General features: G+C 64.1%; 13 protein-coding genes. 8 read left to right on the forward strand and 5 right to left on the reverse strand.

What is annotated here, in order from left to right; genetic code table 11:
* Positions 1-18: 18 nt before the first annotated feature.
* From tssE to AC1RL5_RS12385, 8 genes are all read left to right on the forward strand, one after another.
* The gene (gene tssE, locus AC1RL5_RS12350; RefSeq protein ID WP_011064258.1) at positions 19-534 is read left to right on the forward strand and encodes a type VI secretion system baseplate subunit TssE; all 516 of its coding nucleotides are present in this window, start codon (positions 19-21) and stop codon (positions 532-534) included.
* Positions 531-2,390: a type VI secretion system baseplate subunit TssF gene (tssF, locus tag AC1RL5_RS12355; RefSeq protein WP_011064259.1), complete on the forward strand. Its 1,860-nt coding sequence runs from the start codon at positions 531-533 to the stop codon at positions 2,388-2,390. The genes tssE and tssF overlap by 4 nt, the downstream gene beginning before the upstream one ends.
* Complete coding sequence (tssG, locus tag AC1RL5_RS12360; protein WP_011064260.1) at positions 2,354-3,406, forward strand: type VI secretion system baseplate subunit TssG; 1,053 nt, start codon at positions 2,354-2,356, stop codon at positions 3,404-3,406. The genes tssF and tssG overlap by 37 nt, the downstream gene beginning before the upstream one ends.
* The gene (tssH, locus tag AC1RL5_RS12365) at positions 3,399-6,074 is read left to right on the forward strand and encodes a type VI secretion system ATPase TssH (RefSeq protein ID WP_011064261.1); all 2,676 of its coding nucleotides are present in this window, start codon (positions 3,399-3,401) and stop codon (positions 6,072-6,074) included. The genes tssG and tssH overlap by 8 nt, the downstream gene beginning before the upstream one ends.
* A 130-nt stretch (positions 6,075-6,204) precedes the next feature.
* On the forward strand, positions 6,205-8,142 hold the full coding sequence (locus AC1RL5_RS12370) for a type VI secretion system Vgr family protein (RefSeq protein ID WP_065365024.1): 1,938 nt from the start codon (positions 6,205-6,207) through the stop codon (positions 8,140-8,142).
* Between the two features lie 18 nt (positions 8,143-8,160).
* Positions 8,161-8,586, forward strand: coding sequence for a DcrB-related protein (locus tag AC1RL5_RS12375; protein ID WP_011064263.1), 426 nt, complete (start codon positions 8,161-8,163; stop codon positions 8,584-8,586).
* Between the two features lie 9 nt (positions 8,587-8,595).
* Positions 8,596-13,056, forward strand: coding sequence for an RHS repeat-associated core domain-containing protein (locus AC1RL5_RS12380; RefSeq protein WP_492589316.1), 4,461 nt, complete (start codon positions 8,596-8,598; stop codon positions 13,054-13,056).
* 15 nt (positions 13,057-13,071) lie between these two features.
* Positions 13,072-13,698 carry a hypothetical protein gene (locus tag AC1RL5_RS12385; RefSeq protein WP_093405599.1) on the forward strand — a complete coding sequence of 209 codons (627 nt, stop codon included), beginning with the start codon at positions 13,072-13,074 and terminating at the stop codon, positions 13,696-13,698.
* Between the two features lie 19 nt (positions 13,699-13,717).
* On the opposite strand, the gene AC1RL5_RS12390 is transcribed toward AC1RL5_RS12385, so the two are convergent.
* From AC1RL5_RS12390 to AC1RL5_RS12410, 5 genes are all read right to left on the reverse strand, one after another.
* Positions 13,718-13,981, reverse strand: coding sequence for a hypothetical protein (locus tag AC1RL5_RS12390; protein ID WP_041120412.1), 264 nt, complete (start codon positions 13,979-13,981; stop codon positions 13,718-13,720).
* A gap of 53 nt (positions 13,982-14,034) precedes the next feature.
* Complete coding sequence (locus AC1RL5_RS12395; protein ID WP_011064267.1) at positions 14,035-14,469, reverse strand: DcrB-related protein; 435 nt, start codon at positions 14,467-14,469, stop codon at positions 14,035-14,037.
* A 111-nt stretch (positions 14,470-14,580) separates the two neighbouring features.
* Positions 14,581-14,952 carry a hypothetical protein gene (locus tag AC1RL5_RS12400; RefSeq protein WP_123577234.1) on the reverse strand — a complete coding sequence of 124 codons (372 nt, stop codon included), beginning with the start codon at positions 14,950-14,952 and terminating at the stop codon, positions 14,581-14,583.
* A complete protein-coding gene (locus AC1RL5_RS12405) occupies positions 14,940-15,464 on the reverse strand; it encodes a hypothetical protein (protein WP_053154599.1) in 525 nt (174 codons plus the stop codon). Before AC1RL5_RS12405 ends, AC1RL5_RS12400 begins: the two co-directional genes overlap by 13 nt.
* A 164-nt stretch (positions 15,465-15,628) precedes the next feature.
* Positions 15,629-15,904: an HU family DNA-binding protein gene (locus tag AC1RL5_RS12410; protein ID WP_011064269.1), complete on the reverse strand. Its 276-nt coding sequence runs from the start codon at positions 15,902-15,904 to the stop codon at positions 15,629-15,631.
* Between the last annotated feature and the right edge of the window lie 10 nt (positions 15,905-15,914).

Below are 15,914 nucleotides of genomic sequence, written 5' to 3' on the forward strand. Positions count from 1 at the left end.
GATCCTGGAGCGAACCCCTTGGTAACCGACATCGCCGCCCGCGATCGCTTGCAACCCTCCCTGCTGGATCGTCTGACCGACGATGAACCCGGCAACCTGAAAGAAAGCCCGGACAAACGCGTGCTGTCCCTGAGCCAGCTCAAGGCCTCGGTACTGCGCGACCTGGCCTGGCTGCTCAACACCACTTCCCTGCTGGAAGCCGACGCCACCCTGCACACACCCGCCGGTACTTCGGTGGTCAACTACGGCCTGCCGGCCCTGGCCGGGTACAGCGCTTCGAGCATCGATATCCCGGCCCTGGAGGCGCTGATCCACCAGGCCATCGCCACCTTTGAGCCGCGCATCCTGCGCAGCACCCTGCGGGTACGCGCACGCACCGCGCCCGGGGAAATGAACCACAACGCCCTGAGCTTCGAGATCGAAGGCGACCTCTGGGCCCAGCCGATGCCCCTGCGCCTGCTGCTGCAAACCGACATGGACCTGGAATCGGGCCACGTACGAGTGGTGCACGCCGACTCCCGGAGGCGCTCATGAACCCGCGCCTCTTGGAGCTGTACAACCAGGAACTGCACCACGTGCGCGAAAGCGCCGCGGAGTTCGCCAAGGAATTCCCGAAGATCGCCAGCCGCCTGACCCTGTCGGGCATGGACTGCGCCGACCCCTATGTCGAGCGCCTGCTGGAGGGCTTCGCCTACCTGACTGCCCGGGTGCAGCTCAAGCTCGACGCCGAGTACCCGACCTTCACCCACAACCTGCTGGAGATCGCCTACCCGCACTACCTGGCACCGACCCCGTCGATGACCGTGGTGCAGTTGCAGGCCGATCCCGACGAAGGTTCCCTGAGCAGCGGCTTCACCCTGGAGCGCGACACCAGCCTGCGCGCCGCCCTGGGCCGCGATACCCAGACCTGCTGCGAATACCGCACCGCGCACTCGGTGACCCTGTGGCCACTGCAAGTGGCCCAGGCCGAATACTTCGGCAACCCGTCGGCAGTGCTCGGGCGCCTGGCCGCCAGCGAGCCCAGGGCCAAAGCCGGGCTGCGCCTGACCCTGCGCACCGGCGCCGAACTGCCGTTCAACAGCCTGGCCCTGGACGAGTTGCCGCTGTACCTGAACGGCAATGACGAACAGCCGTTCCGCCTCTACGAACAACTGCTGGGCAACGTCTGTGCGGTGTTCGCCCGGGCCCCGGGCGGCGACTGGGTCGAGCGCCTGCCCCCGGACGCCCTGCGCTCGCGCGGTTTCGACGACCGCGACGCGGCGCTGCCGGTGGTGCCCCAGGCCTTCCAGGGCTACCGCCTGCTGCAGGAATACTTCGCCCTGCCCAACCGCTTCCTGTTCGTCGAATTCGCCCAGCTGGGGCGCGCGGTCCAGCGCTGCGCCGGCCAGGAGCTGGAGCTGATCGTGCTCTTCGAGCGCTTCGACCAGAGCCTGGAAGGCAGCGTCGGCACCGCTCAGTTCGTGCCCTTCTGCACCCCGGCGATCAACCTGTTTCCCAAGCGCCTGGACCGTATCCACCTGTCCGACCGGGTCAACGAGCACCATGTGATCGCCGACCGCACCCGACCGATGGATTTCGAGGTCCACTCGCTGACCGCCATCAGCGGCCACGGCACCGGCCCGGAACAGCCGTTCCTGCCGTTCTACGCCGTGCGCGATCCATCCCGCTACGGCCGCGACCAGTCCTACTACATCGTCCGGCGCGAGCCGCGGGTGCTGTCCAGCGACCAGCGTCGCAACGGCCCGCGCTCCACCTACATCGGCAGCGAATCCTTCGTCAGCCTGGTGGACAGCCAGCAGGCGCCCTATCGCCACGACCTGCGCCAGCTCGGGGTCAGCGCGCTGTGCACCAACCGCGACCTGCCACTGTTCATGAACACCGGCAACGGCAAGACCGACTTCACCCTGGCCGACAGCGCCCCGGTACAGGCCATCCGCTGCCTGGCGGGCCCGAGCCGGCCGCGCCCCAGCCATGCCCACGACGGCAAGGCCTGGCGCCTGATCAGCCAGCTGTCGCTGAACTACCTGTCCCTGAGCGAACAGGGCCAGGGCGCGGCGGCCCTGCGCGAACTGCTGCGGCTGTACGGCGACAGCAACGACGCGGCCCTGCAGTTGCAGATCGAGGGCCTGCGGGAAGTCAGCAGCAAGGCGGTGACCCGGCGCCTGCCGATGCCCGGGCCGATCGTCTTCGGCCGGGGCCTGGAGATCACCCTGGAGTTCGATGAAAACGCGTTCCGCGGCACCGGGGTGTTTCTGCTCGGCGCGGTATTCGAGCGCTTCCTGGCACGTTATGTGTCGATCAACAGTTTTACCGAGACGGTGATCCGTACCACCGAACGCGGCGAGATCATGCGATGGAAAGCCAAGCCCGGACGTCGTCCGACTCTTTGAATACGCTGACGGCGATGCACGCCGAGCCCTGGGAGTACGACTTCTTCCAGGCCCTGCGGCGTATCGAATGCCTGTCGCCGCAACTGCCGCGCTTCGGTCACTCCGTGCGCCTGGCGGACGATCCGCTGCGCCTGGGACAGCAGGCCGACTGCAGCTTCGCCCCGGCCACCCTGGCCTCGGTCACCCCCGGCAGCGACGGCGCCGCGACCCGCCTGGAGCAGTTCTTCTTCGGCCTCGGCGGGCCCAACGGGCCGCTGCCGCTGCACATCACCGAATACGTGCGCGAGCGCCAGCGCAACAACGCCGACAGCACCAGCAAGCGCTTTCTCGATGTGTTCCACCACCGCCTGCTGAGCCTGTTCTATCGGGCCTGGGCCGAAGCCCGGCCGACGGTGAGCCACGATCGCCCGGACGACGACTACTGGTCGGCGCGGCTGGCGGCGCTGTCGGGCCGGGGCATGCCCAGCCTGCTCAAGCAGGGTCTGATAGCCGACACCGCCAAGCTGCACTACAGCGGCCACCTGGCGGCCCAGACCCGCTACCCGGACGGCTTGCGGGCGATCATCAGCGAGTATTTCGGCCTGCCGGTGCAGATCGAGGAATATGTCGGCCAGTGGCTGGAGTTGCCCGAACGCAGCCGGGTCGGGGTGCAATCCCATCAGCTGGGGGTGGATTTCTGCCTGGGCAGCCACGTCTGGGACCGCCAGCACAAGTTCCGCATCCGCCTCGGCCCGATGAAACTGGATGACTACCTGGGGATGCTGCCCGACGGCCAGCAATTCCAGGAACTGGTGGCCTGGGCCGCCGAATACCTGGGCTTCGAGCTGGACTGGGACCTGAACCTGGTCCTGCTCAAGGACGAAGTGCCCAAGCTGCAACTCAACGGCCGCCAGCGCCTGGGTTTCAACACCTGGCTCGGCCAACCCGGCAGCGATGCCAAGGATCTAATACTGGCCCGGCACTACGCCGACCTGGCCACTACCTCACGTACACCAAGGAGCACAGAGCATGGGTGAAATCAGTCGCGCGGCGCTGTTCGGCAAACTCAACAGCGTTGCCTACAAAGCCATCGAAGCCGCCACGGTCTTCTGCAAATTGCGGGGCAACCCCTATGTGGAACTGGCCCACTGGTTTCACCAGTTGCTGCAACTTACGGACTCGGACCTGCACCGCATCATCCGCCAGTTCAACCTGGAGCCGGCGCGCCTGGCCAAGGACCTGACCGAGGCCCTGGACCGCCTGCCCCGGGGCTCGACCTCGATCACCGACCTGTCGTCCCACGTCGAGGAGGCGGTGGAGCGCGGTTGGGTCTACGGCAGCCTGATGTTCGGCGAAAGCCAGGTGCGCACCGGCTACCTGGTGATCGGCATCCTCAAGACCCCGAGCCTGCGCCATGCGTTGCTGGGGCTGTCCCGCGAGTTCGACAAGATCAAGGTCGAGACCCTGTGCGAGCGCTTTGACGAATACATCGGCGACTCGCCGGAAAACGCCCTGAGCGCCAGCGACGGCTTCAGTGCCGGTGCGGTGCCCGGCGAAGCCAGCGGCGCCATGGCCCCCAGCGCCCTGGGCAAGCAGGAAGCCCTCAAGCGCTTCACCGTCGACCTCACCGAACAGGCCCGCAGCGGCAAGCTCGACCCCATCGTCGGCCGTGACGAAGAGATCCGCCAACTGGTGGACATCCTCATGCGCCGCCGGCAGAACAACCCGATCCTCACCGGTGAAGCCGGGGTGGGCAAGACCGCGGTGGTGGAAGGTTTCGCCCTGCGCATCGTCGCCGGCGACGTGCCGCCGGCGCTCAAGGACGTTGAACTGCGCAGCCTCGACGTCGGCCTGCTGCAGGCCGGCGCCAGCATGAAGGGCGAGTTCGAACAGCGCCTGCGCCAGGTCATCGAGGACGTCCAGGCCTCGCCCAAGCCGATCATCCTGTTCATCGACGAAGCCCACACCCTGGTGGGCGCCGGTGGCGCCGCCGGCACCGGCGACGCGGCCAACCTGCTCAAGCCGGCCCTGGCCCGTGGCACCCTGCGCACCGTGGCCGCCACCACCTGGGCCGAGTACAAGAAGCACATCGAGAAAGACCCGGCCCTGACCCGGCGCTTCCAGGTGGTGCAAGTAGCCGAACCTTCGGAAGACAAGGCGCTGCTGATGATGCGCGGCGTGGCCTCGACCATGGAACAGCACCATCAGGTGCAGATCCTCGACGAAGCGCTGGAGGCCTCGGTCAAACTGTCCCATCGCTACATTCCCGCGCGCCAGTTGCCGGACAAATCCGTCAGCCTGCTGGATACCGCTTGCGCCCGCGTCGCCATCAGCCTGCACGCCGTGCCGGCCGAGGTGGACGATAGCCGCCGGCGCATCGAGGCCCTGGAAACCGAGCTGCAGATCATCGCCCGGGAACAGGCGATCGGCGTTGCCATTGGCAACCGCCAGGTCAACAGCGAGAACCTCCTGACTGCCGAGCGCGAGCGCCTGGCCGAGCTGGAAAGCCGCTGGGCACAAGAGAAGACCCTGGTGGACGAACTGCTGGCAACCCGCGCCCAATTGCGGGAAAACGTCGGCCTGGTGGACAGCGACGTCGGCGACGACAGCCACGGCCTGCGGGAAAAACTGGTGGACCTGCAACAGCGCCTCAGCACCCTGCAAGGCGAGACCCCGCTGATCCTGCCGACCGTGGACTACCAGGCCGTGGCCTCGGTGGTCGCCGACTGGACCGGCATTCCAGTGGGGCGCATGGCCCGCAACGAGCTGGAAACCGTGCTCAACCTGGACCAGCACCTGAAGAAACGCATCATCGGCCAGGACCACGCCCTGCAGATGATCGCCAAGCGCATCCAGACCTCCCGCGCCGGCCTCGACAACCCCAACAAGCCGATCGGCGTGTTCATGCTGGCGGGCACTTCCGGGGTGGGCAAGACCGAAACCGCCCTGGCCCTGGCCGAAGCCATGTATGGCGGTGAGCAGAACGTCATCACCATCAACATGAGCGAGTTCCAGGAAGCCCATACCGTGTCCACCCTCAAGGGCGCCCCGCCGGGCTATGTCGGCTACGGCGAAGGTGGCGTGCTCACCGAAGCGGTACGGCGCAAGCCCTACAGCGTGGTGCTGCTGGACGAAGTGGAAAAGGCCCACCCGGACGTGCACGAGATCTTCTTCCAGGTATTCGACAAGGGCGTCATGGAAGACGGCGAAGGCCGCATGATCGACTTCAAGAACACCCTGATCCTGCTCACCACCAACGCCGGCACCGAGCTGATCGCCAACGTCTGCAAGAACCCGCAGGCGGTGCCCGAGCCGGAGGAAATCGCCAAGGCCCTGCGCCAGCCACTGCTGGAGATCTTCCCGCCGGCACTGCTGGGGCGCCTGGTGACCATTCCCTACTACCCGCTGAGCGACGAGATGCTCAAGGCCATCACCCGCCTGCAACTGGGGCGGATCAAGAAGCGCGTGGAAAGCACCCACAAGGTGGATTTCGATTTCGACGACGAGGTCATCGACCTGATCGTCTCGCGCTGCACCGAGACCGAAAGCGGCGGGCGGATGATCGACGCCATCCTGACCAACAGCCTGCTGCCGGACATGAGCCGCGAGTTCCTCAACCGCATGCTCGAAGGCCGCGCCCTGGCCGGGGTGCGCATCAGCCAGCGCGACAACGAACTGCACTACGACTTCAGCGAGCCGGCCTGACCCCACGCCCTGCGCAGGAGCCGGCTTGCCAGCGAAGCGACCGCCACGGTGATGGACCTGGCGCCTTCGCGAGCACGCTCGCTCCTGCAGGGGGCTGACCTGGCACACCACGCATTCAACGAGACTGACGATGTTATTTCAGCAATCCACACGACTGGCACAGGTCAACTGCCCCCTGGGCCCGGACGTCCTGCTGCTCAAGAGCCTGGGCGGCGGCGAGGAGCTGGGGCGGCTGTTCGACTACCAGCTGCAACTGGCCTCCAGTGACGCCAACATCGACCTCAACCAGTTGCTGGGCAAGCCCATGGGCCTCAGCGTACAGCTGGACGGCGGCGGCCAGCGGTACTTCCACGGCATCGTCGCGCGCTGCAGCCAGAACATCGACACCGGCCAGTTCGCCAGCTACGAGGTGACGCTGCGCCCCTGGCTGTGGCTGCTGAGCCGCACCTCCGACTGCCGGATCTTCCAGAACCTGAGCATCCCGCAGATCATCAAGCAGGTGTTCCGCGACCTGGGCTTTTCCGATTTCGAAGACGCCCTGAGCCGCCCCTACCGGGAGTGGGAGTACTGCGTGCAGTACCGCGAGACCAGCTTCGATTTCGTCAGCCGGCTGATGGAACAGGAAGGTATCTACTACTTCTTCCGCCACGAGAAGGACCGCCACGTGGTGGTGCTGGCCGACGCCTATGGCGCTCACAGCAGCGTGCCCGGCTACGCCTCGGTGCCCTACTACCCGCGAGACGAGCAGCAGCGCGAGCGCGACCACATGTTCGACTGGCACCTGGCCCAGGAGGTGCAGCCCGGCTCGCTGGAGCTCAACGACTATGATTTCCAGCGCCCCAGCGCCCGGATCGACGTGCGCTCGGCCATGCCGCGGCCCCACAGCGCCGGCGACTACCCGCTCTACGACTACCCCGGCACCTACGTGCAGAGCAGCGACGGCGAGCACTATGCCCAGACCCGTATCGAGGCCCTGCAAAGCCTGCATGAGCGCATCGAGCTCAGCGGCAACGCCCGGGGGTTGGGGGTGGGCAACCTGTTCAGCCTCACCGGCTTCAGCCGCCAGGACCAGAACCGCGAATACCTGATCGTCAGCATCCGCTACTACCTGGTCCAGGAAAGCCTGGAGAGCGGCGCTGGCGGCGGCTCGGCGCAGTTCGAGAGCCACCTGACCTGCATCGACGCCCAGCAGAGCTTCCGCCCCCTGGCCACCACCCACAAGCCCATGGTCCAGGGCCCGCAGACCGCGCGAGTGGTGGGCCCGGCCGGGGAAGAGATCTGGACCGACCAGTACGGCCGGGTCAAGGTGCACTTCCACTGGGACCGCCACGACCAGTCCAACGAAAACAGCTCGTGCTGGATTCGCGTGTCCCAGGCCTGGGCCGGGAAGAACTGGGGCTCGATGCAGATCCCGCGCATCGGCCAGGAAGTCATCGTCAGCTTCCTGGAAGGCGATCCCGACCGCCCGATCATCACCGGCCGGGTCTACAACGCCGAACAGACCGTGCCCTACGACCTGCCCGCCAACGCCACCCAGAGCGGCATGAAGAGCCGTTCGAGCAAGGGCGGCAGCCCGGCCAACTTCAATGAAATCCGCATGGAAGACAAAAAGGGCGCGGAGCAGCTGTACATCCACGCCGAGCGCAACCAGGACATCGTGGTCGAGGTCAACGAAAGCCATTCGGTGGGCAACAACCGCAACAAGAGCATCGGCCACGACGAGTACGTGACCATCGGCAACAAGCGCACGCGCATCGTCCAGCACGTGGATGAGCTGACGGTGGGCGAGAAGAAGCTCGACAGCGTCGGCCAGAGCTATGTGATCGAGGTCGGCGAGCGCCTGCGCCTGGTATGCGGGGCCAGCATCCTGGAGCTCAACGCCAGCGGCCAGATCAACCTGTGCGGGGTCAACATCAGCGTACATGCCTCGGCCGATGCCGAGATCAATACCGGTGGCGTGCTGCACCTGAACAACGGCGGCGGCCCGGGCACCACCACCGAGGGCCAGGGTGTGCAGGGCGCCATCAGCGCCAAGGCCAAAGCCCCCTTTTCCGCCCCCAAAGGCTAATGAACGGACGCCCATGCCATGACCTATCGCCTCAATGAATTGCAGTTCCAGCTGCCTGCCGGCGAACTGCAGGACGCCTCGATCAACATCCTCAAGTTCCCGGCCCTGGGCACTTCGCTGATCGTCAGCCGCAGCCTGCTGGGGGACGGCGAAACCCTGGAGAGCAACCTGGCCAGCCAGCTGCAGCGGCTGGAGCAGCAAGTCCAGGACCTGCGCTGCCAGGCTCCGCAACCGGTGCAACTGGGCCCGGCCCAGGACATCCAGGGCCTGGAGCTGCGCAGCCAGTTCAACAAGGGCAAAGAACAGGTGTTCCAGTTCCAGCTGGCCCTGGTGCTGCCCGGCACCCGACAGATGCTCGCCATGAGCTACGTCAAGGCACAGAAGCTCGGCGACGCGGAAGCCGCCCATTGGGCGCAGATCAAGAACACCCTGGTGCTGGGCTGAGGCAGGGCCATGTCTGACGCACTGTGGGCCGCCCGCCTGGGTGACGGGCTGGAACACACCTCGATGATGGCCGACATTCTCGGCGGTGTGCTGGAGGTGGCGGCCAACGTTGCCATCGGCGCCCTGGCGACCATGGCAGTAGCCGCGGCGGCAGGCATCACCGTGGCCACCGGCGGCCTCGGCGCCTGTGTGCTGGGGCTGGTGGTGGGCGTCGTCGTCGGCGTGGTCATGAGCAAGACCGGAGCCGACAAGGGCCTGAGCAATTTATGCGAGGGCATCGCCAACGCCCTGTTCCCGCCCTCGATCCAGGCCACCATCGCCAGCGGCTCGAAAAAGGTCCTGACCAACAATAAGCCGGCGGCCCGCGCGGCCGGCATCGCACCGCCGACACAGATCAGCGGCGACGGCGCCGAAGAAGGCGAAGCCACCGACACCCCGTCGGCAACGCCCGAGGAAGGGCCCGGTTTCCTCGACATGGCCAAGGAGTTTTTCTCGCAGATGTGGCGGCCCACCGTGGCCTCCCCGGCGCCAGGCTCCCAGACCAAGGAACTGGACCTGGTGACCTGCACCAAGCACCCGCCGATGCCGGTGCAGTATCTGGCTGAAGGCTCGGAAAAGGTCAGCATCGACGGCCAGCCGGCAGTACGCAGCGGCGACCGCAGCACCTGCGATGCCAAGGTAGTGTCGGCCGGGCCTATCTCACCGAACGTGACCATCGGCGGTGGCTCGGTGGTGGTGCGCGAGATCCGTAGCGGCAAGACCCCGGGGGTGGGCCTGGCGGTGACCGTGCTGATGATGCTCAAGGGCGGCAAGGGCAAGTTCCTCAGCAACCTGCCGTGCATGCTGATGGCCGGGGTCAATTCGTTTGTCGTCAGCCAGGCCACCAATGCTTTGACCCAGGCCGTCGTCGCCTCGACCCACCCGGTGCATGCAGCCACCGGGGCCAAGGTGCTCGGAGCCGACGACGATCTGGATTTCACCCTGCCCGGGCTGATGCCCATCGAATGGCAACGCTTCTACAACAGCCGCGACGAACGTCGTGACGGCCTGCTCGGGGCCGGCTGGAGCTTGCCTTACGAGATCAGCGTCCAGATCGAGCCCCACCCCGAAGGGGGCGAGCGCCTGCTCTACATTGATGAGCAAGGACGCCGCATCGACATGGGCTCCATTGCCCTGGGTGCAGGAGCCTTCAGCCCCGGTGAAGGCTTGAGCGTGCGACGCAACGAGAACGGACAGTTGCTGATCGAAAGCAGCGACGGTATCTACCGTCTGTTCGAGCCGCTGCCGGGCGACTCCTCGCGGCTGCGCCTGAGCCAGCTGGGGGACCGCAACGACAACCGTCTGCACCTGGAGTACGACTCGTCCGGACGCCTCTGGCTGCTGCGTGACACCTTTGAACAGGCGCAGCTCGAACTGAGCTACAGCACGCTCTGGCCCGGTCGGATTGCCCAGGTCGAACGGCTGTACCCCGACCAGCAACGGGAAGTGCTGGTCAGCTACGACTACGATGCGGCAGGAGACCTGGCACAGGTGCGCGATAGCGAAGGCCAGGTACAGCGTCGCTTCGCTTATGACGCCGGCCACCGGATGATCGAACATCAATTGGCCACCGGGCTGCACTGCTTCTATCAATGGACACAATTTGCCGACCAGCAGTGGCGAGTGACCCGTCACTGGACCGACGAAGGCGATAGCTATCAGTACGACTATGATCTGGAGGCGGGAATCACCCAGGTCACCGACAGCCTGCAACGCCTCAGCCGCCGCCGCTGGAACAGCCAGTTGCAGATCGTCGAGTACACCGACAACCTCAACCAGACATGGGCCTTCGAGTGGAACGATGAGCGCCAACTGCTCAGCGCCACCGACCCCTTGGGAGGGCGCTATGCCTATAGCTACGACGAAACCGGCAACCTGATAGCCGAGACCGATCCTCTGGGGCACAGCCATTCGACCTTGTGGCTGGAGCACTGGTCGCTGCCACAGACCCTGACCGATCCCGCCGGAGAAAGCTGGCACCTGCGCTACGATCCCCGGGGCAACTGTATCGCCGAAGTAGACCCGCTGGGCCAGGTGACCCAGTACCGCCATGACGCCCACGGCCAGGTGGTGGAGATCATCGATGCCGCGGGAAGAAGCCGGAAGATGCGCTGGAACTCGTCCGGGCAATTGCTTGAACACCTGGACTGCTCGGGCTATCCAACCCGCTTCGAATACGATCGACGCGGCAACGTGAAAGCCATCATCGATGCCCTTGGCGAGCACACCCGGTTCCATTACGACTGCCAGGGACGGTTGCTGAGCAGCCAACTGGCCGATGGGCGCGCCGAGCATTTTCAACGCAGCAGCAACGGCCAGCTACAGGGCTACACCGACCCTTCCGGCTACACCACGCTCTACCAGTACAACCGGCGCGGGCAGATACGCCAGCGCATCGACGCTCACGGCCGACAGGTCCGGTTCGACTATGACGCGTACGGACGGCTGCTGGCGCTCACCAACGAGAACGGCGAAAGCTATCGCTTTGCGTGGGACGCCGGCAACCGCTTGAGCGAACAGCAGGACCTCGACGGCAGTGCCAAACGCTATGGCTATGACCTGCTGAACAACGTCGTCGAACTCCAGTCCCACCCCGCCCCTTATGGCACGGGGCTGAGCGCCGTGCCCGCGCAACCTATCGCGCCGATCATCCACCGGTTCGAACGCGATGCCGTGGGACGGCTGCTGGCCAAAATCACAGACGATGGCCGCAGCCAATACACCTACGACCCCTTGAACCAACTGACCGCCGCCAGCTTTACCGACAACCTCGGCAACCAGCAGGCACTGAGTTTCAGCTACGACGCCCTGGGCCAATTACTCGAAGAACACACCGTGGCCGGCAGCCTGATCCATCGATACGACGAACTGGGCAATTTGACTCAGACCCAGCTACCGGACAAGCGTTGGCTCAACCGGCTCTATTACGGCAGCGGCCATCTGCACCAGATCAATCTCGATGGCCAGGTAGTCAGCGACTTTCAACGTGACCGCCTGCACCGTGAGGTGCTGCGCACCCAGGGTCAGATCAGCACTCGCAGCGAATACGACCGTTGTGGCCGCCTGCGCGCACGCCTGCAGCATTCCAGCCTGCTGGCAAACACCTTGCCAACAGCCCCGGAGCGACACCTGGAGTACGACGATAGCGATAATCTGGTGGGCCTGGCCGAACGACATGCCACCGGGCAACATCGGCAACTGTTCCATTACGACGCGACCGGGCGAATCATTGCCAGCCAGGACGGCCTGCAGGGCCAGAAAGAAACCTTCGCCTATGACGCCGCCGCCAATTTGCTTGATGGCCCGAAGGCGGGCGCCGGGCTGGTGGTGCACAACAAATTGCTGACCTACCAGGACAAGCGCTACCGCTACGATGCCTTCGGGCGAATGATTGAAAAACGCAGTGGTCGGCGAGGCGTGCAACGTTTTGCCTACGACGCCGAACACCGGTTGATCGAAGTGCGCAATCAGACCTCCAGCGGCGAAACCCTGGTCAGGATGCGCTACGACGTCTTGGGTCGCCGCATCAGCAAGAGCGAGTACGACAGCCAGGGCAACCTTCTGGGTGAAACGCGATTCGTCTGGGATGGCCTGCGGCTGCTGCAGGAACAGCGTAATCAACAGACCAGCCTCTATGTCTATGAAGACCTGGGACATGCGCCCCTGGCGCGGGTCGACGGCCTCGGCGCGCAGCAGAAGATCCGCTACTACCACAACGACCTGAATGGCCTGCCTCAACAGCTTTGCGAGCCTGACGGCCATAGCGTCTGGCAGGCCCGCTATCAGGTCTGGGGCAACACTGTCGAAGAAATACGCGAGCCCTACTACATCGAGGAACAGAATCTCAGGTTCCAGGGCCAGTACCTGGACCGCGAGACTGGATTGCACTTCAACACGTTCCGTTTCTACGACCCGGATATCGGGCGCTTCACCACGCCGGACCCCATCGGCCTGGCCGGAGGCTTGAACCTTTATCAGTACGCTCCCAACCCAATCGGTTGGATCGATCCGCTGGGCTGGATCTGCAAATCGGCCTACAGCGGCAGAAGGGGCACTACAAAAGCCAAAGCGGACCTCGAGAGGAACGGTTTCACTGTGGTAGGTGAAGAATTGACCATGAAGGTCAAACACCCCGTCACCCAGAAGTCCTATCGCATCAGGGCAGATATCATCGCCAAGGACAAAGCCGGCAACTACCACGTGTTCGAAGTCAAAAATGGCAGCGGCAAACTGACCAAGAACCAACAGGGATCGGGAATGTTCGACATGAGCAATCCGGCCAATACGAACGGTGGCCTGGGCGGTGGCCTGATCAAACCGTCGGGCGCTACCCAGGGCCAGTTCGAAGTTGCGACCAAAACCGCCAGAGGTACCCAGTTCGGTGGCAATGGCGCACAGCATTCGGCCACCTTCTGGCTTCTTCGCTATTGAACGAGTAATCGAGAAATGAAAGCAGACACCAAGGAATTGCGCAGCAACTTTGAAAAGGCGCTCCAGCTTTTTTTGAAGAGCGAGCTCTCGGGTTACCCCGGAGTAAAAGTCACCAAGAACAAAGTGGTGGTTGCACAGAAAGAATCGGGCGCCGTGGCGACCCTGCATTTCGAATACCTGGCCAACACTCGCGCCTACGAAATCATCATCTTCGTCGAACACCCGGCCCTGCAGGCCGAGATCGACCAGATAAACCCGCCCTACCCGTCCAACCTGGCCAATCCGAAATTTATCTACAGCTTGTCGACGGTCAGTGAAAAAGCTGCCTGCCCGCTACTGCCCGTGACAGAGCAAGGTATTGAAAATACCTGCCAGGTGATTCTGCGCCAGCTCCAGGATGTTCACCTGCCTATTGTGTTCAACCTCTTCAACGTCAGCCCCGCGCTGGTGAGCGATGTCATAGACAGGCCAAAGTATTACTCCTATCCGGTCCCACTGATTTTCATCGCCTTGAAAACCAACAAAATCAAACCGGACGACGAAACGCTAGCGAAGATCATGAGCGAGCAGACCCTGGGCTACACCGGTCATCAGGACCTGAAAGAGTCGTTCAACAAGCAACTACTGGCAGCACTGAACTGAGCGCCTGCTGGAGGCCGGGTCAAATCGCCGAGCCGCGATTCTTGCCCGGCTTGATGATCAGCAACGCGTCCAGCTCGCGCTTTCTGGCGCGGCTGACGAACGCCAGCGCGGCCTGCAGATCCTGTTCGAACAGTTCGAAGGTCGCGCGCTCGATGGCGTAGTACTCCTCGTAGTCGACCACCCCAAGGCTCACCGGAAAGGTCAGGTAGTACTGGCCGGTGGATTCCTCGATGCCCATCGAGAACATCTCCTCGCGACTGACGAACAGATCGTTGAACTTCATGCGGTTCCTAGAGTTCGGCTACCGGGCAATGCGCCTCAGGGCAGGTTGACCGATCAGGCTTTCGAAGGCTGCGGCTTGAGGCTCTGCATGGCCTGTTTCCAGGCCGGCTCATGATGCACCAGGTCGTTGACCGTGGTGGTCAGGGTGGTGATCAGCACGGCCGGCTTACGCTCGATGAAGACCTGGCGCAGCATCAGCTCGCGCCCTTCGCGTTTCCAGCTGTAGTCCAGCAGCACGGCGGCATGGCCTTGCATGTCGAAGTCCCAGCGCTTGATCAGGTTGAAACCTGGCAGTTGCTGCTCGGCAGCATTCAGCTGCGCGGCGACATAATCGGCAAAGGCGGCGTCGCCCTGGCTCGGGTCGCGGCTGATGACGAAGCTGGCTTCCTGGGCACCGCCAACGGCTGGCAGCTTGAAGATATTGATGCTCTGGTCCTGCCAGGCGTCAGGAATATCGAGATCGGCTTCTTGAATGCGGTAGGTGGACAAGAGTTTGGCGTTCCATGCTGAAAGGGTGATTCGGAGAGTGGCAAATATTCAGGCAACGGCCGGCAACAATCAAGGAACCACTCGGCAACTCTGCGCAGCGGCCGTGGCCCCTCAACGCGCTTCCAGGCAGGACGCGTAGGCACGGGCGAAGCCTTGATCGAACTTGAGGGCCTGGGGCTCTTCGGGGTCGATGCTGACGTTCCACAGGGCCTGCTGCGGCACGTCGTAGCGGACCCAGCCGATGGTCCCGCTGCCGGAGGTTTCGTAGAACAGCTGCAGGCTCATCTGGTCGCCATCGTCGCGGTCGATCAGCAGCTTGAGGTGCTCCGGGGTGGTGAAGTCGCGGTAGGGAAAATCGCTGCTGCGCACCAGTTCGGTGAGGTAGCCGTAGCAACCCTTGCCCGGGTTCGATTCATCCGCCAGGGCGGGCGTGGTCGCACAGGCGATCAGCAGGCCCAGGCCTGCCAGGTTCAGGTACCGCATGATTGCCCCTTGAGGGTGAGGGTTTCGACCTGGTCGTTCATCTCGATGCGCGCCAGCACCTGGCGGTCGTGAGACTCCTGGTACTCGCTGAAATTGTTGCGCTTGAGGATGTTCAGGGTGACCCGGATATGAGCGCCGGTGTTCTGGTACTCGCTGCGTTCCAGGCCCTGGGCGGCGCCGGTGAGTTCCACCAGCTGGCCGGCGGTCTTGAGGTAAAGAAAGCGCTGGTCCACTTCCACCAGCAGGCGCGGAGCCTTGGGCGCTACGCTGTAGTCCTCGCGGGCCAGGGAATAGCCGCAGAGCCAGGCGCCGGAACTGTCGTATTTCTGGCTGTGGAACCAGCTGAGGGCCTCGCGATAGCCGATCTGTTCCAGTCGCGAGTCGTTGCCGGCAGCGGCCGATGACAGGCCAAGGCTGAACAGGCAGCCCACGACCAGGGCAACTAAACCGGGGCTTGCCAGGCCGTGCAGCAGGGCGGCCCATGAAAGGGGGCTGTCAGTGGGGCGGGTCATCCTTGGCCTTAGATCAAAAATCGAACGATCGCGCATCCTAGCCACGCCAAAGCGGCTTCGCAAGAACATCTGCGGGCAAACGGCAGGCAAAAAAATAGGCACCCGATGCGCTCGGCGTGCCTATTTCCCCTGCGTGCTCCCGCTGCCGGGAGCCCGCTCAATGCTTATGGGTTGACGCTGTCTTTCAGCGACTTGCCCGGTTTGAATGCCACGGTGTTGCTGGCCTTGATCTTTACCGGCTCGCCGGTCTGCGGGTTCTTGCCGGTGCGGGCGCCACGGTGGCGTTGCAGGAAGGTGCCAAAACCAACCAGGGTGACGCTGTCTTTGCGGTGCAGAGCCCCGGTGATCTCTTCAAGAATGGCGTTGAGCACGCGATTGGCCTGCTCTTTGGTCAGGTCCGCTTTTTCAGCAATGGCTGCGGCGAGTTCTGGTTTACGCATAGTGTGAAGC

The organism is Pseudomonas sp. GW822-FHT06D10 (assembly GCF_058799535.1).